The sequence below is a fragment of the Azospirillum palustre genome (assembly GCF_002573965.1).
GTDB classification, from domain to species: Bacteria; Pseudomonadota; Alphaproteobacteria; order Azospirillales; family Azospirillaceae; genus Azospirillum; species Azospirillum palustre.
Genome location: NZ_PDKW01000039.1, coordinates 327,600 through 348,585, shown reverse-complemented (window position 1 = coordinate 348,585; position 20,986 = coordinate 327,600). Strand labels below are relative to the sequence as shown.

At 67.2% G+C, this 20,986-nt stretch carries 23 protein-coding genes and 1 pseudogene; 13 read left to right on the top strand and 11 right to left on the bottom strand.

Going from position 1 to position 20,986, the window contains the following annotated elements; all coding sequences use genetic code 11:
* The first annotated feature begins 205 nt into the window (after nucleotides 1–205).
* On the top strand, nucleotides 206–3,277 hold the full coding sequence (locus CRT60_RS07730) for an ATP-binding protein (protein WP_193548412.1): 3,072 nt from the start codon (nucleotides 206–208) through the stop codon (nucleotides 3,275–3,277).
* 7 nt (nucleotides 3,278–3,284) lie between these two features.
* Here CRT60_RS07730 and CRT60_RS07725 read toward each other — a convergent pair whose 3' ends face one another.
* Entirely contained in the window at nucleotides 3,285–3,587 is a 303-nt protein-coding gene (locus tag CRT60_RS07725; protein ID WP_161957996.1) for a ribbon-helix-helix domain-containing protein, read from the bottom strand.
* A gap of 191 nt (nucleotides 3,588–3,778) precedes the next feature.
* Here CRT60_RS07725 and CRT60_RS07720 point away from each other — a divergent pair, with 191 nt between their 5' ends.
* The 6 genes from CRT60_RS07720 to CRT60_RS07700 all read left to right on the top strand — a co-directional run bounded on the left by CRT60_RS07720 (nucleotide 3,779) and on the right by CRT60_RS07700 (nucleotide 7,380).
* A complete protein-coding gene (locus CRT60_RS07720) occupies nucleotides 3,779–3,976 on the top strand; it encodes a hypothetical protein (RefSeq protein WP_098735841.1) in 198 nt (65 codons plus the stop codon).
* 117 nt (nucleotides 3,977–4,093) lie between these two features.
* Nucleotides 4,094–5,365 carry a YcaO-like family protein gene (locus tag CRT60_RS07715; protein ID WP_098735840.1) on the top strand — a complete coding sequence of 424 codons (1,272 nt, stop codon included), beginning with the start codon at nucleotides 4,094–4,096 and terminating at the stop codon, nucleotides 5,363–5,365.
* Nucleotides 5,362–6,114, top strand: coding sequence for a TfuA-like protein (locus CRT60_RS07710; RefSeq protein WP_098735839.1), 753 nt, complete (start codon nucleotides 5,362–5,364; stop codon nucleotides 6,112–6,114). The genes CRT60_RS07715 and CRT60_RS07710 overlap by 4 nt, the downstream gene beginning before the upstream one ends.
* 77 nt (nucleotides 6,115–6,191) lie before the next feature.
* A complete protein-coding gene (locus CRT60_RS07705) occupies nucleotides 6,192–6,713 on the top strand; it encodes a Crp/Fnr family transcriptional regulator (protein ID WP_244592348.1) in 522 nt (173 codons plus the stop codon).
* Nucleotides 6,605–6,892 (top strand): Crp/Fnr family transcriptional regulator, encoded by a 288-nt coding sequence (locus CRT60_RS36890; protein WP_244592383.1) that lies wholly within the window; start codon nucleotides 6,605–6,607, stop codon nucleotides 6,890–6,892. Before CRT60_RS07705 ends, CRT60_RS36890 begins: the two co-directional genes overlap by 109 nt.
* 107 nt (nucleotides 6,893–6,999) lie before the next feature.
* Entirely contained in the window at nucleotides 7,000–7,380 is a 381-nt protein-coding gene (locus tag CRT60_RS07700) for a ribbon-helix-helix domain-containing protein (RefSeq protein WP_098735838.1), read from the top strand.
* A 107-nt stretch (nucleotides 7,381–7,487) separates the two neighbouring features.
* Here CRT60_RS07700 and CRT60_RS07695 read toward each other — a convergent pair whose 3' ends face one another.
* The 5 genes from CRT60_RS07695 to CRT60_RS07675 form a co-directional block, all read right to left on the bottom strand.
* Nucleotides 7,488–8,276 carry a 3-hydroxybutyrate dehydrogenase gene (locus CRT60_RS07695; protein ID WP_098735837.1) on the bottom strand — a complete coding sequence of 263 codons (789 nt, stop codon included), beginning with the start codon at nucleotides 8,274–8,276 and terminating at the stop codon, nucleotides 7,488–7,490.
* A gap of 6 nt (nucleotides 8,277–8,282) precedes the next feature.
* Nucleotides 8,283–8,936, bottom strand: a complete 654-nt coding sequence (locus CRT60_RS07690; RefSeq protein WP_098735836.1) for a 3-oxoacid CoA-transferase subunit B — start codon at nucleotides 8,934–8,936, stop codon at nucleotides 8,283–8,285.
* 17 nt (nucleotides 8,937–8,953) lie between these two features.
* Nucleotides 8,954–9,613, bottom strand: a complete 660-nt coding sequence (locus CRT60_RS07685; protein ID WP_098735835.1) for a CoA transferase subunit A — start codon at nucleotides 9,611–9,613, stop codon at nucleotides 8,954–8,956.
* Between the two features lie 2 nt (nucleotides 9,614–9,615).
* Entirely contained in the window at nucleotides 9,616–11,007 is a 1,392-nt protein-coding gene (locus CRT60_RS07680; RefSeq protein ID WP_098735834.1) for a GntP family permease, read from the bottom strand.
* Between the two features lie 64 nt (nucleotides 11,008–11,071).
* Nucleotides 11,072–11,506, bottom strand: a complete 435-nt coding sequence (locus CRT60_RS07675; protein ID WP_098735833.1) for an SRPBCC family protein — start codon at nucleotides 11,504–11,506, stop codon at nucleotides 11,072–11,074.
* A gap of 401 nt (nucleotides 11,507–11,907) precedes the next feature.
* On the opposite strand from CRT60_RS07675, the gene CRT60_RS07670 reads away from it, so the two are divergent.
* On the top strand, nucleotides 11,908–12,108 hold the full coding sequence (locus CRT60_RS07670) for a heavy-metal-associated domain-containing protein (RefSeq protein ID WP_098735832.1): 201 nt from the start codon (nucleotides 11,908–11,910) through the stop codon (nucleotides 12,106–12,108).
* Nucleotides 12,109–12,203: 95 nt separating this feature from the next.
* On the opposite strand, the gene hemP is transcribed toward CRT60_RS07670, so the two are convergent.
* The 4 genes from hemP to ftsE form a co-directional block, all read right to left on the bottom strand.
* Nucleotides 12,204–12,368, bottom strand: coding sequence for a hemin uptake protein HemP (gene hemP / locus CRT60_RS07665; protein ID WP_098735831.1), 165 nt, complete (start codon nucleotides 12,366–12,368; stop codon nucleotides 12,204–12,206).
* Nucleotides 12,369–12,505: 137 nt separating this feature from the next.
* Nucleotides 12,506–13,150: a YdcF family protein gene (locus CRT60_RS07660; RefSeq protein ID WP_342210670.1), complete on the bottom strand. Its 645-nt coding sequence runs from the start codon at nucleotides 13,148–13,150 to the stop codon at nucleotides 12,506–12,508.
* 37 nt (nucleotides 13,151–13,187) lie between these two features.
* The gene (locus CRT60_RS07655; protein ID WP_098735830.1) at nucleotides 13,188–14,081 is read right to left on the bottom strand and encodes a cell division protein FtsX; all 894 of its coding nucleotides are present in this window, start codon (nucleotides 14,079–14,081) and stop codon (nucleotides 13,188–13,190) included.
* Between the two features lie 4 nt (nucleotides 14,082–14,085).
* Complete coding sequence (gene ftsE / locus CRT60_RS07650) at nucleotides 14,086–14,820, bottom strand: cell division ATP-binding protein FtsE (RefSeq protein WP_098735829.1); 735 nt, start codon at nucleotides 14,818–14,820, stop codon at nucleotides 14,086–14,088.
* A gap of 175 nt (nucleotides 14,821–14,995) precedes the next feature.
* On the opposite strand from ftsE, the gene CRT60_RS07645 reads away from it, so the two are divergent.
* From CRT60_RS07645 to CRT60_RS07630, 4 genes are all read left to right on the top strand, one after another.
* Nucleotides 14,996–15,778 (top strand): lysophospholipid acyltransferase family protein, encoded by a 783-nt coding sequence (locus CRT60_RS07645; RefSeq protein WP_098736249.1) that lies wholly within the window; start codon nucleotides 14,996–14,998, stop codon nucleotides 15,776–15,778.
* A gap of 126 nt (nucleotides 15,779–15,904) precedes the next feature.
* Nucleotides 15,905–17,767 (top strand): DUF2491 family protein, encoded by a 1,863-nt coding sequence (locus CRT60_RS07640; protein WP_098735828.1) that lies wholly within the window; start codon nucleotides 15,905–15,907, stop codon nucleotides 17,765–17,767.
* Between the two features lie 28 nt (nucleotides 17,768–17,795).
* Entirely contained in the window at nucleotides 17,796–18,221 is a 426-nt protein-coding gene (locus CRT60_RS07635) for a DUF350 domain-containing protein (RefSeq protein ID WP_098735827.1), read from the top strand.
* Between the two features lie 127 nt (nucleotides 18,222–18,348).
* Complete coding sequence (locus tag CRT60_RS07630; RefSeq protein WP_098735826.1) at nucleotides 18,349–19,119, top strand: hypothetical protein; 771 nt, start codon at nucleotides 18,349–18,351, stop codon at nucleotides 19,117–19,119.
* 151 nt (nucleotides 19,120–19,270) lie between these two features.
* On the opposite strand, the gene CRT60_RS07625 is transcribed toward CRT60_RS07630, so the two are convergent.
* Nucleotides 19,271–19,957, bottom strand: coding sequence for a hypothetical protein (locus CRT60_RS07625; protein ID WP_098735825.1), 687 nt, complete (start codon nucleotides 19,955–19,957; stop codon nucleotides 19,271–19,273).
* Between the two features lie 760 nt (nucleotides 19,958–20,717).
* Between CRT60_RS07625 and CRT60_RS07615 the strand changes: the two are divergent.
* Nucleotides 20,718–20,986 (top strand): annotated as a pseudogene (locus CRT60_RS07615) (high-affinity branched-chain amino acid ABC transporter permease LivM); the annotation flags it as partial.

The following is a 20,986-nucleotide window of genomic DNA, read 5'->3' as shown; positions in this document are numbered from 1 at the left end:
CAATCAGACACAATGTACATTCATCACAAGTAACAATCAAAGCGCCGCGCAAGTCGCGGCGCTTTCTTTTTGCCAGGAATTACATACACCGATATGTTACTTTCCGTTGGCGGGAAAATCTTCGGGTGTCGCATCGCTCGGATGTTCGCAAAATTCGAAATGCATGCTCTAATATGCCAACGCGAATTCCGCGAGGGGGGCGGACGTGGCGGACACCATGTTGGGCGCAGCGACGGACGAAGGCCGTCCCTGGCAGGAGGCATCTCGCCTGCCGGGCGATAAGCCGCGCGAACGCAAGGTCGTCACGGCGATGTTTGTCGACATCGTCCGCTCCTCCGCCATGGTGGCAGGCCGTGATCCCGAAGATGCGGACGATCTGCTTCTTTCGATCCTGAACTGTGTGACGGAGGCTGTGCCGCGCTTCGAAGGCACGGTGACCCAGATGCTGGGTGACGGCTTCCTGGCGACCTTCGGCGCTCCCGGCGCCAAGGAGGACCATGCGCTGCGCGCCTGCCTTGCCGCCCAGGACATCCTCAGCGCCACCCGCGACGAACAGGGACGTCCTCTCTTCCATATCCGCATCGGCATCAGTTCGGGTGACGTCGTCGCCCATGTGGTGACCAATGGCCTGTGGACCGACTATCGCGCGGTCGGCGAGTGCGTGCATATGGCCGCCAAGCTGCAGCAGCGCGCGGCTTCCGACACCGCGCAGCTCAGCCGGGACACGCTGGACCTGATCCCGGTGGGGGTGGCGGTGCGCCCGATGGGAAGCCTGCGCCTGTCCGACGAGGTGGAGCCGATGCCGGCCTTCCTGCTCGACGGGGCGCGTGCCGTCCGCCGCACCGCCACCGACCTGCTGTCCGCCACCGACGCCCCGCATGTCGGCCGGGAGGAGGAGGTGGCGACCCTGTTCGCCATCGCAGATTCGGTGGAGGCCGGGGCGCCCGCCCAGCTTCTGCTGCAGGGAGAGGCCGGCATCGGCAAATCCCGCCTCGTCGGCGAGTTCCTGCGCGACCCGCGCAGCCGGCGCTGGACCCTGCTGCAATGGCCGCAGATGCCGATCCGCCGGCTGGCCGATCCCGACGACCTGGAGGCGGTGGCGCTGAGCCTGGCCGAACAGGTGGCCGGCTGCGCCAGCGAGGAGGGTATCGGCTGGGTCTGCGAGGCGGCACGCCGCCGGTCAGGCTCGCTGGCCGGCGATGCCGTGCGCGCGCTTTTCGGCCGGCCCGGGTTGGATCAGCTGTGGAGCGGCCTGGACGCGGCGCAGCGCCTGTCCTTGGGCATCGAAGGTCTGGTGGGGGCGACGTTGGAACTGGCGGCACCGCTCGGAACCGGCGGTGGAAGCGACGCGGGGGATGGGACGGCGAGTGGGGCAGTGGGCCGACCGCTGCTGGTGCTGGTGGAGGACGCCCATTGGGCCCGGCCGGTGATGGTGCGGCTGCTGGACCGGCTGGCCCAAGCGCTGCCGGGGTCGAGGGCCCGGCTGCTGCTGCTCGCCACCCGACGGCCCCCCCCGCTGGGACCGGAGTCGGAAGAGCGGGGCTGGAGCGGCCGTCCGGGCGGGCGCCGCATCGATCTGGGCATGCTGTCGCCGGGTCAGGTGCAGAGTTTCCTGGCCCACTGGCTCGGCCCTGACTGGTCGCTGGTGGAACTGAAGGCCCAGGTCGCCAGCCGCTGCCAGGGCGTTCCGCTCTATCTGGAAGAGGTTCTGCGCACGCTTGAGGCGTCGAACGCCATCGAGGGCACGCCGGGCGCCTACCGGCTGATCGATCCGCTGGTGGTCCACAAGCTGCCGCGCACACTTCACGCCCTGCTGGCCGAGCGCATGGACATGATGACGCTGGAGCGGCGCCGGTTGCTGATGAATGCCGCCGTGATCGGCACCACCTTCGACGTCGGGCTGCTCCAGGCGCTGACCGGACTGTCCACGCCGGTCCTGTCCGACTCCCTGGCCTATCTGGAGCGCGCCGGCTTCGTGCTGCGCACCCGTTTGCTGCCCAACCTGGAATATTCCTTCAAGCATGCACTGATCCAGGAGGTCGCCTACGCCACCCTGACCAAGTCCGACCGCCGGGCGTTGCATGCCCGCGTGCTGGAGGCGTTGAGCCACCGCCGCGACCACGACCTGCCGAACCGCCTGGACCTGCTGGCCCACCATGCCTTCATGGCGGAGAACTGGCCGGCTGCGCACCTGTTTGGCCGGCGTGCGGGCGAACGGGCCGAGGGCCGCTCCAAACTTGAGGACTCCAGCCGGCATTACGCCAACGCCCTAGCCGCGGTGCGGCATCTGCCGGATCATCCAAGGAACACGGCGCGTCAGATCGATCTGCTGATCGCACTTCCGCGGTCGCTGCTGCCGCGTGGGTCGATGGGTGTGGACGACCACCTGCAACGGGCCATCGCCATGGCATGGGAGTCGGGCGACCGCATCCGCTATGCCCGCGCCTGCTCGATGCTGGCGTCGTTCCTGTGGACTTTCGGCGATCTGGATCAGGGGCTGGCACTTTGCAGGGACGGCTTGTCCGCACTGGACGAGCGGGACGACCGCCGCACCCGCGTCCAGCTTCTGTTCCGGCTGGGCGGCCTGCAAACGGACAAGGGGCTTTTCGTCGACGCACTGGAGACGTTCGAGCTTGGCGCCGCCATGCTCACCACGTCCCGCCCGCACGACCGCTACGGACTGGCAACCGTCGCACAGGTGCATATGGGCAGCATCGCGGCACGCTGTCTTGCCCAACTGGGACGGGCCGAAGAGGCGGTGAAGGCCGGTCGCCGGTCGGTCGAGATCGCCGAGGAAAGCAATCACCTTTTCTCGAGACTGTTTGCCCTGACGCATCTGGGATGGACGCAGATCATCTGCGGGCATTTGAAAGACAGCGTCCCTGCATTCGAAACCGCATTGTCCATCGGGCACGCCATACACGCTCCGCTGCTGCTGCCGCTGGTTATGGGCGGCATCGGATATGCGTCGGTCCTGACGGGAGACCGGGAGGCCGGTTTCGCGATGTTCGATCGCAGCTTCGCGCTTTTCCACCAGCAGGGGGCGATTCGGGGCAAGCCGCATCCGCTAGGATGGTTGCCTCATGTCCAGATCTGGTATGCGGACGCCCTGGAATCTGTAGGAAAGCGCGTGGAAGCGCTCAAAATGGCGCATGCGGCCTTGGAAACCGCGCTGCTGACGACCCAGATCTCAAGCCAAGCACGTGCCAGGGAATTGCTGGGTCACCTGAATGGAAGGAAGATGTCCTCCCAAATCAATGAGAAAATTTTTCTTTGATTTCCACCTAAGCGGCTTCGATTCCGCGGAAATATTCCAGCACAAAAGTGCGGATTGTAGAGCTGAGTGCGGCTGTCTTCAGGCGCTTTTCCTCCAACTCAGCACATAACTGCTGCGTCGGCTTTCCTTCCATTCGAGCAATAGCATCCAGTCCTTCCCAGACCGCTTTTTCAAGGCGCAATCTGGATCTTGCTCCGTTCATGAAAACGACGCGGTCGGAGAGCTGCGGCCAAACCATCAGGTCTTCGAGGTCGGCGGAGCCGTGACCGGATGCGAGACTACCCCGCTTCTTGTTGGTGGCTCGCAGCATGTTCGTTTCTCCACTCAATCCGTCACCGCTCGCGACCACAGGGCACCCCGTCAAACCCATGAGATGCGCAACCGCTCAACACACCTGATACTCCGCCCGCCCCGGTCATGAAGTGAACAACTTCACAGACCGAAGCCGTTCGGATCCTAAGAATTGGCGACATCAGCAAGCCAGATAGGAGTTCATTCAAAATGTCGCTCTCCATCTCCCAGTCGTCGATGATCCGTGGTGCCGACGGTCGCCTGTATGCCGTGTCCGCTCAGGGCGTCACGGAAATCGCCGAGATCCAGGCCTCGACCGCCCGGAATCTGGTCCGCTCGGGTGACCGCAGCACCTTCGATGCCGCCGATCACGAGGCCGGCCGCTTCAGCATCACCCCGGGCGCCTGATCGGAATCCCGGTACCGGTTTTTGGACCGTGGCCACCAGCACCGATGAGGTGCTGACCGGCCACGGACCCGGGAACAGGACGCCTCTTCGATTTTCCTCCGCCCCGGATCAGCCGCGATGCCCTTCGATCTGCTCGATATCAAAGCCTCCGTTTCGGATGCGGTGAAGGCCCATACGGTCGGCACCCACCGGGTCGTGGCACCCGAACAGACCCTGGCGCGGGTCGCCCCGTTCCTGCCGATCATGGGGATCACCCGGGTCGCAAACGTCACCGGGCTGGATGCCGTCGGCATTCCGGTGGTGATGGTGACACGGCCGAATTCGCGCTCCATCTCGGTGTCGCAGGGCAAGGGTGTGACGCTTGCCGCCGCCAAGGCGTCGGGGGTCATGGAATCGATCGAGAGCTACCACGCCGAACGCATCACCCTGCCGCTGAAGTTCGCCAGCTTCGAAGAGCTGCGCTGGACCCATCCGGTGGTGGACGTCGACCGCCTGCCCCGGCTGTCGACCGGAAGCTTCAATCCCCACAGCCCCATCCTGTGGATCGAGGGTCAGGACTTGCTGAACGGCGGCCCAAAATGGGTGCCGTTCGAAATGGTCCACCTGAATTTCACCGTGCCGATGGCCCCCGGCCACGGCGCCTTCCTGGCCGGGTCCAACGGCCTGGCATCCGGCAACCACAAGGTCGAGGCGATCAGCCACGCCATCACCGAATTGGTGGAGCGCGACGCGACCACCCTGTGGCGCCTCCAGGATCCCGCAGCCCAGGCGGCGACCCGCATCGACCTGGACAGCATCGACGATCCGGTCTGCCGCTCACTGATCGACCGCTTCGAGGCGGCTGACGTCGCCGTCGGCGTGTGGGAGACCACCAGCGACGTCGGCCTGCCCGCCTTCCTCTGCCGCATCGTCGAGCGGGAGGAGCTGCCCCAGCATTCCATCCGCCCGGCCACCGGCATGGGCTGCCACGTGGCGCGCGAGATCGCCCTGTCCCGCGCCCTGACCGAGGCGGCGCAGAGCCGCCTGACCTTCATCGCCGGCGCTCGCGACGATATGCCCCGTGCCGAGTATGAGCGCCACCTCGACCCCGCCCACCATGCCCGCTGGAAGGCGATGATCGTGGAGGGCGCCGGCAGGCGGTCCTTCCACCACTGCCCGACTGGCGCCGCCCCCACCATCGAGGCCGATCTCGCCCATCAGCTCGACAGGCTGTGCGCCGCCGGCATCGAGGAGGCGGTGGCGGTGGACCTGACCAAGCCGGAATTCGGCATCCCGGTCGTCCGTGTTGTCGTGCCCGGGCTGGAGGGTGCCGACGAATCCCCCGATTACCTGCTGGGCGAACGCGGCCTGCGCGCGCTCGGCAGCCAAGCCATGGAGAAGGCGGCATGAGCGGCGTCTATGTCTTTCTGGGCCCTACCCTGCCGCGCGAGGATGCGGCGCTGGAGCTGGACGCCACCTATCTCCCGCCGGTCGCCCAGGGCGACGTTCTGAGGCTGTGCGCCGAAAAGCCAGCGGCCATCGGCATCGTCGACGGCTTTTTCGAAAGCGTGCCGTCGGTCTGGCACAAGGAAATCCTCTACGCCATCCACGCTGGCATCCCGGTGTTCGGCGCCTCCAGCATGGGGGCCCTGCGCGCCGCGGAACTGTATCCCTTCGGCATGATCGGCGTCGGCGCCATCTTCGAGGCCTTCCGCGACGGCCGGCTGGAAGACGACGACGAGGTGGCGGTGATCCACGGCCCGGCCGAGTTGGGCTACACCTCCCTGTCGGAGGCGATGGTCAACATCCGCCGCACCCTGTCCGACGCGGTCGCCGACCGGGTGCTGACCGCCGGGACGGCTCTGCGCCTGGAGTCCATCGCCAAGGAGCTGCCCTACCGCGAGCGCGGCTATGGCCGGATGCTGCGGCTGGGCGGCGACATCGACCTGCCGGCTTCCGAACTGGCGGCTTTTCGCGGCTGGCTGCCGCAAGGTCGCTTCGACCAGAAGCGCGAGGACGCCAAGGCGATGCTCCGCACCATGGCACGCCGGCTGGGCCGCGCGACGAGCGATGACGCGACGACCGAAGCCCGTTTCCATTTCGAACACACCGTTTTGTGGGAACGCGCCCTGCGCGATGCGGTGCCGCTCGCGATGTAAGCGCGTTTTGGCTAGACTGATCGCGCCGGGGTGGCGATGACCGCCAGCCCGGCGCGAAACTGTGTCTGGACGGACGGATGAACGCGCCTGTGGATGTCGCATCGGTTCTGAGGCGCAACCGGCTGCTCGGGGAACTCGATCCCGAGCAGATGGCCGAGATGGTGACTCTGGGCCGCATGGCACGCTTCGATGCCGACCAGATCATCTTCGACAAGGGCGACCCCGGCGACAGCCTGTTCGCCGTGCTGAAGGGCCAGATCGCCATCCGCACCTCTTCGGCGGATGGCAAGACCATGCTGCTGAACATCCTGGAAGCCGGCGATGTCCTGGGCGAAATCGGGCTGATCGACGGCCGGGAGCGGACCGCCGCCGCGGTCGCCCTGCGGCCGGTCGAGCTGTTCCGGATCGACCGCGCCGACTTCATCCCCTTCCTGGAACGCCACCCGCGCCTCTGCACCCGCATGATGATCGTCCTTTGCGACCGGCTGCGCTGGGTGTCGGAGAACATCGAGGACGCCGTGTTCCACGCAGGCTCGCGCGCCGGCTGCTGCTGCTGTCGGACAGTTACGGGCAGCCGACCCCGGCCGGTCTGCGGCTGACCTTGCCCCTGTCCCAGGAAGCATTGGCGAACATGCTGGGCGTCACCCGTGAAATGGTGAACAAGTGTCTCGGCGCCCTGCGCAGGACCGGAACAGTGACATATGCCAAAGGTTTTATCGTCATCAACGATCTGGCTTTGCTCAAGGACATGGCCGGGGATCCGGAACGCACCCCCTAGGGGGAATCCTTACATGCCTAAAGTTTTGTTCCCAAAACCGGTTGTGGTCGCGTTATAGTGTTCATGCGTTGGGGGCAATCGCACGGGTAGCACGAGGGCATACGAACATGTCGAGCGTTGGGGACAGCAAATCTCACGTCGATCAATCCACAGGTGCCGCTTCTCTGGCCTCTCGCACGCTGAAATTGTCTGGACGTGACGTTTCGATCCGGCTTGAGCCTTCCTACTGGGAGGGGCTGGAGGAGATCTGCCGGCGGGAAGTTATGACGGTGGACGAGTTGTGCGACGACGTGCGTGACCGCATGGAACAGCAGGCCCGCCATTCATCCCGGTCGGGCGTTTCCCTTGCAAATGCCCTGCGCGTGTTCGTTGTCGGCTATTTCCGGCAGGCGGCGACCGAACGCGGTCATGCCCGCGCCGGCCATGGACAGGGCCGCCCCTTCATCGCGACGCCCTTCGATACCGTTCCGGCCACCAGCGACACCTGACACCGGAAAGAAGCAGCCCCGGAAACGGACCTTTCGATCCGCTCCCGGGACGCTTCTGTGCCCGTCCAGCCCAAGCCGCTTTTAAACCGCTTGGGCCGACGCTCCATTTACTGGGCGGTCCAGCCGCCATCCATGGTCAGAGCCGCGCCGCGCATATTGCCGGCGGCCTCGGAGCACAGGAACACCGCCAACTCGCCCAGCTGTTCCGGCGTGACGAAGGATTTGGACGGCTGCTTCTCGCTGAGCAGTTCGCGTCCGGCCTCCTCCACCGACAGGCCCCGCGTGGCGGCCAGCGCGTCGATCTGCTTCTGCACCAGCGGCGTCAACACCCAGCCGGGGCAGATGGCGTTGCAGGTGATGTTGGTCTCCGCCAGTTCCAGCGCCGTCACCCTGGTCAGGCCGATCACGCCATGCTTGGCGGCGACATAGGCCGACTTGTTGACCGAAGCCACCAGCCCATGGACCGAAGCGATGTTGATGACCCGGCCCCAGCCGCGCGCCTTCATGCCCGGCAGAGCGGCGCGGGTGCCGTGGAAGACGGCCGACAGGTTGATGGCGATCACCGCGTCCCAGCGCTCCACCGGGAAGGCATCGACGGGCGACACATGCTGGATGCCGGCATTGTTGACCAGCACGTCCAGCCGGCCATAGGCCGCCTCGGTGGCGGCGACCATCGCCTCGATCTCCTCGGGCTTCGACATGTCGGCGCCGTTGTGGGCGACGCGCACGCCGAACTCCTTGGACAGCGACTGGCACAGCTCGGCGATGTAGCCGGCATCGCCGAAGCCGTTCAGCATCAGGTCGGCGCCCTGGCCCGCCAGTTGCCGTGCGATCCCAAGGCCGATCCCGCTGGTGGACCCAGTGACGAGCGCAGCCTTCCCCTTCAGATTGGTCATTCTTCTTTATCCTTCGATCGGCATGGAACGGAGGTCCGGGGCGATGATCAGTTCGCACCCGGTGTTGGCGATCACCTGCTCCACCGTGACACCGGGGGCGGTTTCCTTCAAGACGAGGCCGGCGTCGGTCGGTTCGATGACGGCGAGGTCGGTCACCACCAGATCGACCCGGCGGACCGAGGTCAGCGGCAGGGCGCAGCGTTCGACGATCTTCGCCTCGCCCTTGGCGCTGTGCTGCATGGCGACGATCACCCGGCGGGCGCCGGTGACGAGGTCCATAGCGCCGCCCATGCCCGGCACCATCTTGCCCGGCACCATCCAGTTGGCCAGCCGCCCTTCGCGGTCCACCTGCAGGCCGCCCAGCACGGTAACGTCCAGATGGCCGCCGCGGATCAACCCGAAGGAGAAGGCGCTGTCGAAGGACGCCGCCCCCGGCAGGGCCGAGATGGGCGAGCCGCCGGCATCGGTCAGGTCGTGGTTTTCCGCCCCGGTGATCGGGCCGGACATGCCGACGATGCCGTTCTCCGACTGAAAGAACACGTGGCGGCCGGGGGGGACATAGCGGGCGACCAGGGTCGGCAGGCCGATGCCCAGGTTGACGAGGTCGCCGTCCATCAGCTCCAGCGCGACGCGCTTGGCGATCAGGGTCTTTTCATCCATGGCTCTCTACTCCCCGATCAGCGCGGCGTTGCGGCGACGATGTAATCGACCAGCACCGACGGCGTCATCACCGCGTCGGGCGGGATGCAGCCGACGGGCAGGATGTCCTCGGCCTCGGCGATCACGGTGGCGCCGGCCATCGCCATCAGCGGGTTGAAGTTGCGGGCGGTCAGCGCGTAGGTGAGGTTGCCGTACAGGTCGGCCTGCTTGGCGGCGACCAGCGCGAAATCGGCCTTGATCGGCATTTCCAGCAGATAAGTGACGCCGTCGATCTCGACCGTGCGCTTGCCCTCCTCCACAATGGTGCCGACGCCGGTGGCGGTCAGAACGCCGCCCAGCCCGACGCCGCCGGCGCGGATGCGCTCGGCCAGCGTGCCCTGCGGCACCAGCTCCACCTCAATGGCGCCGGCGATCATCTGCTTCTGCGTCTCGGGGTTCAGGCCGATGTGGCTGGTGACGACCCGGCGCACCAGCTTCTCCACCACCAACTTGCCCAGGCCGTTGTTGGGCCGGGCGGTGTCGTTGGCGATGATGGTCAGGTCGCGCTTGCCCTGGCGGATCAACTCGTCCACCAGCCGGTTGGGGCCGCCGACGGCCATGAAGCCGCCGATCAGCAGGGACGCCCCGTCGGGAATGCGCGCGACGGCGTCCTCCAGAGAAATGAGTTTGTTCTTCATGATCAGACGATCCCGGTCAGGTAGTAGACGGCGATCACGAAGAAGACCGCCAGCGTCTTGATGCAGGTGACGGCGAAGATGTCGCCGTAGGATTGCCGGTGCGTCAAGCCGGTGACGCCCAGCAGGGTGATGACTGCGCCATTGTGCGGCAAGGTGTCCATGCCGCCGCTGGCCATGGAGGCGACGCGGTGCAGAACCTCCATCGGGATGCCGGCGGCATTGGCGGCGGTGATGAACTGGTCGGCCATCGCCGCCAGCGCGATGCTCATGCCGCCCGACGCCGAGCCGGTGATGCCGGCCAGCGCGGTGACGGTCACCGCCTCGTTCACCAGCGGGTTGGGAATGGCGGCCAGCGCGTCACGGATCACCAGGAAGCCCGGCAGCGCCGCGATCACCGCACCGAAGCCGTATTCCGACGCCGTGTTCATCGAGGCCAGCAGCGAACCGCCGATGGCGGCCTTGGTGCCTTCGGCGAAGCGCTGGGACACCGGCTTCCAGGCGAAGGCCAGCACCAGCAGGATGCCGCAGAGCAGCGCCCCTTCCACCGCCCAGATGCCGGCGACGGCGGAGACCTGCGTCACCAGCGGCTTGGCGCCGGGGGTCAGGGCCACCTCATTCGTGGCGCCGTAGACGCTGGGGATCGCCATGGTGAACAGCTTGTTCAGCACGCCGACGGCGACCAGCGGCGACAGCGCCAGGATCGGGTTCGGCAGCGCCTCGGACGCCACGGCTTCCGGCTCGTTGGTGTGGCCGCTGCCATAGCCCTCGCCGCGCGCGATGGCCGAACGGACGCGCCATTCCAGATACAGCAGTCCCAGCGTCAGGATAAAGACCGAACCGATCAGGCCCAGCCAGGGAGCGGCATAGGCGTCGGTCTTGAAGAAGGTGGTGGGGATGATGTTCTGGATCTGCGGCGTGCCCGGCAGCGCGTCCATGGTGACGGTGAAGGCGCCGAGCGCGATCACGCCGGGGATCAGGCGCTTGGGAATGTCGCCCTGCCGGAACATCTCGGCCGCGAAGGGATAGACGGCGAAGACCACGACGAACAGCGACACGCCGCCATAGGTCAGCAGCAGGCAGACCAGGACGATGGAGGTCACCGCACGCTCGCGCCCGACCAGCTTGATCACGGCCGAGACGATCGACTTGGAGAAGCCGGACAGCTCGATCACCTTGCCGAACACCGCGCCCAGCAGGAAGACCGGGAAGTACAGCTTCACGAAGCCGACCATCTTGTCCATGAACAGGCCGGTGAAGATCGGCGGCACCGCGGACGGGTCGGTCAGCAGCACGGCTCCCAGCGCCGCCACCGGCGCGAAGAGGATGACGCTGAAGCCCCGGTAGGCGACCAGCATGAGGAACGCGAGCGCTCCCAGGCAGATCAGGAAACTCATTTGGACGATGCTCCCTCGGTTATTCTTTTCCGACGCTTGGCGTCTGGAGTGTCGTTTTCGCGATTCACTGATGAAGCAGAGTGCGGAGCCGGGCCATGCCGGCGTCGTAGAGGTCGCGGACGAACCGTTCGGCTTCCGCCTCCGTCCCCTCCTGCGGGTGGAAGGCGGAGGGATGGAAGGTGGCGGTCCAGTGAAGCACCGCCTGCCCCTCCCCATCGGCCCGCAGGCGGATTTGCGCCAGCAGGTCGGCAACCGGATACGGCCCCTCGATCACCGTATAGGTGTAGGCGTCATCGACCCGGCTGACATGTTCCAGCCGGTGTACGACCGGCGAGCCGTCGTAAAGCCGCAGGCGCCTGAGCGCGCCCTTTTCCGTCCCATCCACGGTCATGGAAACCGCGCCGGGATACCATTCACCGACAGCGCCATCCCACCGCACCAGCGGCCACACGCGGCGCGCCGGTACAGGCAGAAGGGTTGTGGCGGTGACAAGCGGCATCGCGGCGCTCTTTCCTGGAAAATCCTGGGCCTGGAAAATCCCGGGCCTGGAAAATCCCGGGCCTGGAAATCCCAGGACGGGGTGCATGCATCCGTATCAGCAAAGGCTATGCCAGGGCGGCATTGACAACTTGTCGCAGGCGAAACCTTTGGAATAGCGGACTTGTTGCAGTGCACACAAAAACCGCCACAGACCAAAATTTCTCTTTTCCGAGATTATCGGTCGAAGAGCCGTCTCGTTTTCAAGACTAAGTCTTTTTTTCGAGATGCCGCTTCGAGGCGTGACGATCAGGGTCGCGGGTGGTTGAGCGGACCTGCGGAATGCCGCTTGACCTTCCCGTTGCTGGAAGGTGCAGCCTTTCCAAATCACCTGTGCTCCTTAACCCCTAAGGGAGAAGTTCCATGCTGACGTTGAAGGTTTCTGGAATGACCTGCGGCCATTGCGCCCAGACCGTGACCAAGGCCGTAGAGGCCCTCCCCACCGTGGAACGCGCCCTGGTCGACCTGAAGGCCGGCGAAGTCGCGATCGAAGGCAGCGCTGATGAATCCGCCCTCCGCCAAGCCATCGAGGATGCCGGCTATGAGGTACAAGGGCGGGCGTGAAAGGTCATCACAAATGAGAAAATGGGCGCCGGACCAATATGGTCAGGCGCCCATTCTCGGCGGCGTTTTTCCCGGAAGGTTCTTTGAAGATCGTTTTATTTGGTGAGGATCAGCTTGTTGGCGCGGGTCACACGCAGGCGGTAGCTCTGCCCGGCGTGCTGGATCACGATCTCGCGGCTGCCCGACATCAGGCGGCCGGATTCGACCACCGGCAGGGATGCGGCGAAGGAAGCGGGAACGGAGACGGCGCTGTCGTGCATGGCGAGTCTTTCTTGCTGGACGGACGTTGCGGTTGGCGATGTCCGGGCGTGAACCCTGGACAGGACCCTAACCCTGCCCGCGACCAATTGCAAGTCATTCTCATTCGCTTTTGAAGATTGCCATCCTTGTCCCGGGATCAGTCCCGAACCGCGCGGCGGACCGCCCAGCGCAACCCCACCACCAGCAGCTTGTTGTATTCGTTGACCAGCAGGTTGGCGGTGCCGGGCCACATCCACCAGTCGTCGAGATGGACAGTGGGGGCGACGACGGGGTGAGGAACCAGTTCCACATCCGGCATCGCCATCGACAGCTCCAGCAGGCTGCGGCGCATGTGATAGTTGGCCGTCACCAGCCGCAGCGACCGGAATCCCTGGTCGCGCATCCAGTCGGCCGTCTCATAGGCGTTGCCGATGGTGCTGTCGGCGGAATAGCCCAGCGTGATGCAGCATTCCAGTTCGGTCGGGGAGCGGCGGGACAGCTTCAGCAGTTCCTGCACATCCACCCCGTCATAGACGCCGGAGACGAACAGCTTCCTCGCACGGCCGGCGGCGAGCAGTTCCAGACCGGTGCCCAGCCGGTGGCTGCCGCCGGTCAGCACGACGATGGCGTCGGTCGGCCGTTCGGCATCGGCGCCGCCGGGGGACGAGCGCGGCACGTCGGCCGCATACCAGAACAGCCCGCCCAGCCAGACGGCCGCCAGCACCAGCATGCCGGCGATCACATGCGCAATCGCCCGCGCCATCATTCCGCCGCCGCGCCGCCGGTGACCTTGGCTCATCATGGTGCCGCCCGCCCCCCGGTCCCACTCATGGCCCCATTCACGGCATGGACTCCAGCGTGCGCAGCACGGTCCAGCGCGCGGTGACCAGCGCCAGAAGGGCCAGCCCCGCCGGCACCAGCAGCAGAGCCCCCCATTGCCAGGGCTGCAACGCCAGGTCGGGGAGCAGGCTGGCCCGCAGCCCCTGGGAGGCGCGGTGCAACCCATACATCGTGCCGCCGGCCAGCAGCAGCCCGATCCCGCCGCCGCGCAGGCTGCGGCCCACCACATGCCGTTCGAACTGGCGCGAGACATAGCGGTCGGTGGCGCCCATCAGGTGCAGCAGTTCCACCACCGGCCGGTGGATGGCAAGGCCGGTGCGCACGGCGAAGACCACGGTCATCACCGCCGCCGCCCCGATCAGCACCACCACGCCCAGCGCCGCCAGACGGATGGCCCCGGCGAAGGAGCGCAGATCGGCCAGCCACACCGCATGGTCGTCCAGCGTCGCCCCCGGCGCGGCGGAGGTCAGGCGCAGGCGGAGGGCGGCGACATCGACCGGCCCGTCGGCGACGACGTCGATCAGCCGCGGCATCGGCAGCAGCGGGTCCGCCGCCCCCGCCCCCAGCCAGGGCTCCAGCAGCCGGGCGATCTCCCCCCCGCCCAGCAGGGTCGCCGACCGGATGCCGGGGACGGAGCGCAGGACGGTCAGCGCCGCCTCCGCCCGCTCGTCCAGCGGGGCGACGGGAGCGCCCGGCATCGGCGCCACCTGCACGGTCAGGCCACCGGCCAGCCCGCTGTCCCAGCGCTGGGCCATGTCCGTCACCAGCATGGCGCCGGCCAGCGCCAGCGCCGCCAGGAACGCCATCAGCGCGGTGATCCAGCCGAGAAAGCGCGAAGAGGGATCGACCGCCAGCGGCAGGTCGGAACGGGGCCGCACCGGACGAAGCGCCATGCCGCTACTCCCACCTTTGATCGATGGGGCCAGGGTCATTGGCCCGCGCGTCCTTCGCGCGGGCCTCGACGCGGCCGCGCGCCGGCAGCACCATCAGCCGGCCGTTGTCGAGATGAAGGCGGGGGTGGTCGAAGCGGCGGATCAGCGCTTCGTTGTGGGTGGCGATCACCACGGTGGTCCCCAGCTTGTAGAGTTCCTCGAACAGGTAGAGCAGCCGCATGCCGATGCCGTCGTCGACGTTGCCGGTCGGCTCGTCGGCGAGAAGCAGCCGCGGCCGGTTGATCACCGACCGTGCGATGGCGACCCGCTGCTTCTGCCCGCCCGACAGGGTGGAGGGCGTGGCGTGCAGATGGTTGCCCAGCCCGACCCAGCGCAGGATCTCGCTGCAATGGGCGACCACGTCGGCCTCCGGCGTGCCGGCCATGCGCAGCGGCAGCGCCACATTGTCGAGCGCCGACAGATGGTCGAGCAATGCAAAATCCTGGAACACCACGCCGATCTGGCGGCGCAGTTCCGGCAGGTCGCGGCGGGTCACCATCGCCATGTCGCGGCCGAACAGGGTGACCAGCCCGCGCGACGGCCGGTGGGCCAGATACATCAGCTTCAGCAGCGACGATTTGCCCGCCCCGCTGGCACCGGTCAGGAAATGGAAGGAGCCCGGCTGAAGGGTGAAGCTGATGTCCCGCAGCACCTCCGCCTCGGTGCCGTAGCGCAGGCCGACATTCTCGAAACGGATCACGGTTCCACCACAGCTTGCCACCTCTCCGCGCCCCACCCCTCCATGCCGGGGACAATGCACCCGGTGGAGAGCGGAGTCCACCCTGCCCCGCAAACGGCCGCCATCCGCCGGCCGTCCTCTCCCGCACTGCGCGGAATACTTGAGAAGTCGGTGAAGACCTGACAAGTTGCCGGCCATGATCTGGATCCGGTCCCTCGCCTTCAACATCGTGTTCCACCTCTGGACCGCGCTGATGTGCTTCGCCCTGCTGTGGATGCTGCTGCTGCCGCGTCCGCAGATGGTCGCGGTGGTGAAATGGTATCTCGGCACCGTCGGCTGGCTGGAGCGCACGCTCGTCGGCATCCGCTACGAGGTGCGCGGGCGGGAGAACCTGCCCGACGGCCCCTTCCTGCTGGCGGCCAAGCACCAGTCGGCATGGGAGACCATGAAGCTTCACCTGCTGGTGAAGGACCCCGCGATCATCCTGAAGCGCGAGCTGATGTGGATCCCGATCTGGGGCTGGTATGCCGCCAAGGCGAAGATGATCCCGGTCGACCGCGGCGCCGGCGGGGCGGCGATCAAGTCGCTGATCCGCAACTCCCGCCCGGTGCGGGACGAGGGCCGCCCCATCGTGATCTTCCCCCAGGGCACCCGCGTGGCGCCGGGCACCTACCGCCCCTACCGCATCGGCGTCGGCGTGCTCTATGAGAGCCTGAAGATCCCCATCGTGCCGATGGCGCTGAACGCCGGCCTCTATTGGCCGCGCCAGAGCTTCCTGAAGCGTCCCGGCACGGTGGTGGTGGAGTTCCTGCCGCCGATCATGCCCGGACAGCCGCGCGCCGAAGCGATGCGCGACCTGGAGGAGCGGCTGGAGGCCGCGAGCGACCGCCTCGTCACCGCAGCCGGCGGTCCGCCCACCCTGCGCCCGCCGCAACCGGAACCGGCACAGAGCAAGCGGACGGCGACCACCGTCTCCTGACGGAAGGCATAGGGGCCGGTCGCGACGGTTAATCCCTTGAGCGCCGCCGCGTATCTGCCTACCCTCGCGCAACGAATCGCCGGGAGGGCCGGTTGAACCGGCTCCGGATGACGCGCGAGAGGATGGATGACGCAGACCGCGAAGCCCCCCAGGCCCAGCCAGTGCCCCACCCGGTGCCCCACCCTGCATCGGGACCGCTGGACGGAGCGATGGCGCGCAGCCGCCGTCGCCCTGCTGATGATGGTGCAGCCGCTGGCGGCCCCCGTCGGCACCGTCCTGACCGCTCCCGCGGCCCCCGCCCCGCTTGCAATCGCTGTCACCGCAGCGGCCATCACGCTGGCTCCGGACGAGGCCGAGGCCCGCGCCGGGTCCAGCAGCCGGTCGTCGGGGGGCTATTCGCGCCCGTCGCGCACCCCGTCCGTCGGCAGCAGCAGCAGCGGCGGATACTCCCGCCCCTCCACCTCCTCGCGCACGCCGTCCACCGGAAGCGGCGGCTGGTTCTCCGGCGGGTCTTCGAGTTCGAGCGGCGGCTATGCCCGGCCGGGCAACAGCGCCCCGTCGGTCGCCGCCCCGCCGACCTCGGCAGGGGACAAGGCCTTCAGCCAGCAGGGATCGGCCGATGCGCTGAACCGCTACCGCACCAAGCAGGAGGCCGACCGCACCCCGCCGGCCCAGCCGGGCGCGCCGCCGCCCGCCGCCTCCACCCAGGGACGGACCGGCGGGTCCAACAGCTCCGGCGGGTCCAGCTGGGGCTGGGGCGGGTCCTCCTACCGCACGCCGTCGACGCGCCCGGCGCCGGCCAACCCCTATGGCGGCTATGGCTGGAGCCCGCCGCCCTACACCGTCAGCGCCCCGCGCCGCTTCGGTGTCTGGGACGGGCTGTTCCTGTGGTTCATGCTCGACACGCTGACCCGGCCGGGCCATGCCGCCTTCTTCCACAACAACGCCGACGACCCCGGCTATCGCGAATGGCGCCAGGAGGCCGACCGGCTGGCCCGCGACAATGCGGAGCTGCGCGGCAAGCTGGACCAGCTCGACCAGTCGGTGGCGGCCCAGGCCGGCACCCCGCGCCAGGCCGGCCAGCTGCCGCCCGACGTGCCGGCGGATCTGGCGCGTGCCGATTCGGCCAGCTCGGTGGACAGCGCCAGCGCCGCGCAGGCGTCGCGCAGCTCCGGGCACGGCTTCTGGTGGTGGGGCCTGCTGCTGCTGGGAGCGGCGGTGCTGTTCCTGCTGTGGCGGGCGCGGCGGCGGATGGATGCGCCATCCAAACCAAATGCAGTCGCCAACAGCCCTGTCTCCACGGGCTCTGGCTCCAAGGGAGGATCGGACGTGCCCCTGTTCGGAACGCTCGGCAATTATGTGAACCAGAAGCTCGGCGGCAAGGCCTACAGCCCGTCGCTGTTCCGGCTGGGCATGACGGTCACCATCGACCCCACCCCCTTCCTGCTGGCGGAGGGCGCCACCAAGGTCAAGGCGCCGGACACCGGCACCGACCGGCTGGTGTCGATCGAGGCGGTGGGAACCGTCACCTCCGGCCCGGCCACCGTCTACCGCCTGCATCTGCCGGGAGGCGGCTTCTTCCAGATCCATCTCGGCCCCGACGGGCAGCCGGACGAGTGCCGCTATTTCACCCCCATCGACAGCGTCACCCCGTCCGACGAGGGCGAGTGGGGCTTCTGGCTGGACGATGCGGAGGGGATGATCGGCTGGCCGGAATTCCAGACCAAGGACGGCAAGCTCTATCCCCGCATCTGGCAGCCGGGCGCCAGCCGCATCCAGCCCTTCACCCTCGGCGAGGCGCGCCAGACCCTGCGCGGGACCGAGACGGTGACCAGCCAGTCGATGCTGTACGGCGCGCCCACCGGAGCCGGGGATCCGGCGCCGGCCACCGAATATATCCTGGTGGAGGCGGTGGAGCGCGCCGGCCGCGCGTCGGTCGAGATCGCCGCCGGCATCGACGTCAATCCCGCCTCCCTCTCCCTGTCCTAACCACCCACACGACAAGAGTGCCGGCCCCATGGAAAGCACCTTCGGTTCCATCCTGACCGCGCTCGGCACCGGCCTTCCGGTGCTGCTGGTCCAGCTCGCCGTCACGCTGGCGCTGCTGGCGGTCGGCGTCGCCGTCTATACCCGCATCACCCCCTTCGACGAGCGCCGTCTGGTGGCGGAAGGCAATGCCGCCGGCGGCCTGACGCTGGCGGGGTCCATCGTGGCCATCGCCATTCCGCTGGCGGCGACGCTGGCGACCAGCAGCTTCCTGCTCGACATCGTGCTGTGGGGCGTGGTGGCGGTGATCCTCCAGCTGGTCGCCTTCGCCGTGGCGACCCTGCTGATCCGCGACCTGCGCGGCCAGATCGAATCCGGCAACGTCGCGTCGGCGGCGACGCTGGTCGGCGTCCAGTTGGGGGTGGCGGTGATCAACGCCGCCGCCATGGCGGGATAAATCTCCCCCGAGAGGTAAGGACGGGGGTCTGGTTCCCGGATCGCCCCCACCCCATCTGTGCAGGCGAAGCGTCCGCGGTCTTGGTCCGGGGGCGCCTCCAACAACCCTCCTTCGACAGGAATCAGCCATGCTTGCCTTCATCCGCAACCTTATGGGTGTCAAGACCGACCAGGCCGTCCAGGGCGCCATGGAGGCGCTGGTCCGCTGGGATCCGAAGTCCGCGACCGAGGCGGAGCTGCGGACCATGGAGCAGCATCTCGACGGGCTGGGCCGGCAGGTGGCGGAAGCCCGCGCCATCCATGACCGCGAGCAGCGCGAGGCCGACGAGATCAAGGCCCTGTCGACCCAGCGCATGGCCGCGGCCGAGCATCTCCAGCGCCAGATCGACGGCGAGACCGACCCGTCGCGCAAGGCCGGGCTGGAGAAGAGCCTGGAGACCGTCATCGCCATGCTGGAGGAGATGGCCCCCGACATCGAGCGCGAGGTCCGCGACGCCGTCGAGGCGCGCGAGTTCCTGGAGATGCTGGAGAAGAACTACGCCGATGCCGGCGCCAAGCTGAAGGCCGCCCGCGCCGAGCTGACCCGCGCCCAGCGCGACATGGGCCGCGCCGACCAGCAGCGCGCCATGGCCGAGCGTCAGGCCGAAGCCGCCCGTCAGGCCGCCGGCCTCGCCAGTGCCACCAGCGGCCTGACCGTCGCGCTGAAGGCGATGCAGGACACCGCAGCCAAGGATCTGGCCGCGGCGGAGGCCGCCAACGCCAAGGCCAAGCTGCTGCGCCCGTCGACCCCGGAAAAGGAAGACCCCAACATCGCCGCCGCGCTGGCCGCCGCGTCGGGCAAGACCGCCCCGACCAGCCTGTCCGACCGTCTGGCGGCGCTGAAGGCCAGGCAGGGCTGAGGATTCGACTTTGGTGTTTGGGGGATCGGCGGGGGGAAGACTCCGCCGATCCTTACTTCCTGGGGGGACCTCCTGGGGAATGGAACAGCGTGGAACGGTTTCCGGCTGCTGTTCCATGTTCATCGGCCTGCCCGCCTCACAGACGCTCGCCTTACAAACGCTCGAAGGCGGCCTTGCCCCGGCGTTCCAGCGCCGAGCCGAGGGTGGGATAGGGATCGTCGGGGTTGAGGGTGTAGGGATAGACGCCCTTCGGCCCCACCGCTTCCGGGCGGGCGAGGATGGCGGCGACGGCGCGCGGATCGGGCGGGGTGCGTTCGCGGAAGGCGCCGGGGATGCTGTCGTCGTCGAGATCGGCAATGAGGTCGGCGGCAGGGTCGGCCCCAGGGTCGGCGGACAGGTCTTCCGGCGGTTGCCGGGTCTGCGGCTGTTGTGCCGGCTGGGTGGCGAGCCCGTCGAGGATGCCGAGCCGGTCGGCCAGCCAGCGCACGGTCGACGGATCGCCGGAGGAGACCAGCCGTTCGATCTGCTCGACCACCAGACTGCGCAGCGACGAGAGCCGCAGGTCGGCCTCGCGGCGCAAAGCCTGCCGCTCCCACCACACCCTGTGACGGAAATCCTTGGAGCCGTAATAGGCGCGCCAGAGCGTCGTCCGGCTGCATCCCATGGCGCGGGCGACATAGAGGAAGCTGCTGCCGCGGGCCAGCATGCCGGCGGCCATGATCCACTGCTCCTCATGGAACTGCGAACCGGGCACCAGCGAGCCTGCCGACGGCACCGGCGGCTCTTCGGCCCAAAGGGGGAAATTGTCGTTCTGGAAGGTACGGCTGTCGAGGGCCATGGCGTCGCTCCGCAAGGTGAATGGACGGGGGTGCGGAGAGGTTATAGGATTTTGATCCTTGTTTGGTGGATTTTATGCAAAACGGGAGCGCGGACCGCTTATGGGCGCGCGCTTGGCTTCAACAGAAATGGAACCTCCAGGTCAGCGCTCATTGCGCCTTCGCAGCGATGGCGGGTTTCTTGGAAAGACCATGAGCTTGCTCATGCGATTGCCCTTTCCGCTTTCAGAGCATCTTCCCATGATTTCACTCATCGGAAATCCCTGTCTCGCAGAATAAAATTATATTCCGCGCTTTATGATGCTTAACCAAATGGGGCTTGGCACTTTCTGAACGATAACAATCATGTTTATTTCATATGTTGAAAAGCAGTGAACCGGTATTTCCGCCCGATAATATGTGAGGACCAATTCCCGAATATGCTTTCAATAAGATTGAATCGAAAATTCATTTTTCAATTCAGCAAGTCTGAATTTTGCATGATCCCGGATTCCCCCTGATAGACAGATTGTTTGCTTTCAATACGATCCAGAACATACCGGCGCATTCAAGTGGAGAGGGACCGATGTTCGGACGGGGAAAGCACACTCTGGCACTCAAGCGCAGGATGGCGGCGCTCGATGCGCTGCGCGCCAAGGTGATGGTGGCGGATACCGATCTGACCATCGTCCAACGCACTCCAACACCCTCTCCGCCGGACGCACCGCCCCGCGCGGCGTCGATTGGGCCGCCACCGTCAAGGACGCCGGGCTGGCCGCCTTCGTGGCATTGCTGCTGACCGTGCCGCTGGTCGGCCTGCGCACCGTCGACCGCCCCACCGGTCTCGGCATCGAAGCCCGGCCGGAGGAGGTGATCGCCTCGCTCCTGCTGGTCTTCCTTGGCCGGCTCGGGCTCGGGCTGATCCGCCAGGGCATGGCGCTGCCGGTGCTGATCCTGGCGCTCGTTTGCGCCGGTGTCGGGCTGGTGCTGCCGATGCCGACCCAGGTGCTGCGCCTGGTGCTGGTGCTGGGCGGCGGCGTCATCGCGCTGCG

What these genes read in the sequence shown, in the direction of transcription:
- CRT60_RS07635 (WP_098735827.1), top strand. Translation starts at nt 17,796, where the DNA reads ATGGAAAGCACCTTCGGTTCCATCCTGACCGCGCTCGGCACCGGCCTT.
- CRT60_RS07695 (WP_098735837.1), bottom strand. Translation starts at nt 8,276, where the DNA reads ATGACCAATCTGAAGGGGAAGGCTGCGCTCGTCACTGGGTCCACCAGC.
- CRT60_RS07645 (WP_098736249.1), top strand. Translation starts at nt 14,996, where the DNA reads ATGATCTGGATCCGGTCCCTCGCCTTCAACATCGTGTTCCACCTCTGG.
- CRT60_RS07655 (WP_098735830.1), bottom strand. Translation starts at nt 14,081, where the DNA reads ATGGCGCTTCGTCCGGTGCGGCCCCGTTCCGACCTGCCGCTGGCGGTC.
- CRT60_RS07725 (WP_161957996.1), bottom strand. Translation starts at nt 3,587, where the DNA reads ATGCTGCGAGCCACCAACAAGAAGCGGGGTAGTCTCGCATCCGGTCAC.
- CRT60_RS07660 (WP_342210670.1), bottom strand. Translation starts at nt 13,150, where the DNA reads ATGATGAGCCAAGGTCACCGGCGGCGCGGCGGCGGAATGATGGCGCGG.
- CRT60_RS07705 (WP_244592348.1), top strand. Translation starts at nt 6,192, where the DNA reads ATGAACGCGCCTGTGGATGTCGCATCGGTTCTGAGGCGCAACCGGCTG.
- CRT60_RS07715 (WP_098735840.1), top strand. Translation starts at nt 4,094, where the DNA reads ATGCCCTTCGATCTGCTCGATATCAAAGCCTCCGTTTCGGATGCGGTG.
- CRT60_RS07710 (WP_098735839.1), top strand. Translation starts at nt 5,362, where the DNA reads ATGAGCGGCGTCTATGTCTTTCTGGGCCCTACCCTGCCGCGCGAGGAT.
- CRT60_RS07625 (WP_098735825.1), bottom strand. Translation starts at nt 19,957, where the DNA reads ATGGCCCTCGACAGCCGTACCTTCCAGAACGACAATTTCCCCCTTTGG.
- CRT60_RS07690 (WP_098735836.1), bottom strand. Translation starts at nt 8,936, where the DNA reads ATGGATGAAAAGACCCTGATCGCCAAGCGCGTCGCGCTGGAGCTGATG.
- CRT60_RS07640 (WP_098735828.1), top strand. Translation starts at nt 15,905, where the DNA reads ATGACGCAGACCGCGAAGCCCCCCAGGCCCAGCCAGTGCCCCACCCGG.
- CRT60_RS07720 (WP_098735841.1), top strand. Translation starts at nt 3,779, where the DNA reads ATGTCGCTCTCCATCTCCCAGTCGTCGATGATCCGTGGTGCCGACGGT.
- CRT60_RS07670 (WP_098735832.1), top strand. Translation starts at nt 11,908, where the DNA reads ATGCTGACGTTGAAGGTTTCTGGAATGACCTGCGGCCATTGCGCCCAG.
- hemP (WP_098735831.1), bottom strand. Translation starts at nt 12,368, where the DNA reads ATGCACGACAGCGCCGTCTCCGTTCCCGCTTCCTTCGCCGCATCCCTG.
- CRT60_RS07685 (WP_098735835.1), bottom strand. Translation starts at nt 9,613, where the DNA reads ATGAAGAACAAACTCATTTCTCTGGAGGACGCCGTCGCGCGCATTCCC.
- CRT60_RS07680 (WP_098735834.1), bottom strand. Translation starts at nt 11,007, where the DNA reads ATGAGTTTCCTGATCTGCCTGGGAGCGCTCGCGTTCCTCATGCTGGTC.
- CRT60_RS07700 (WP_098735838.1), top strand. Translation starts at nt 7,000, where the DNA reads ATGTCGAGCGTTGGGGACAGCAAATCTCACGTCGATCAATCCACAGGT.
- CRT60_RS07675 (WP_098735833.1), bottom strand. Translation starts at nt 11,506, where the DNA reads ATGCCGCTTGTCACCGCCACAACCCTTCTGCCTGTACCGGCGCGCCGC.
- CRT60_RS07630 (WP_098735826.1), top strand. Translation starts at nt 18,349, where the DNA reads ATGCTTGCCTTCATCCGCAACCTTATGGGTGTCAAGACCGACCAGGCC.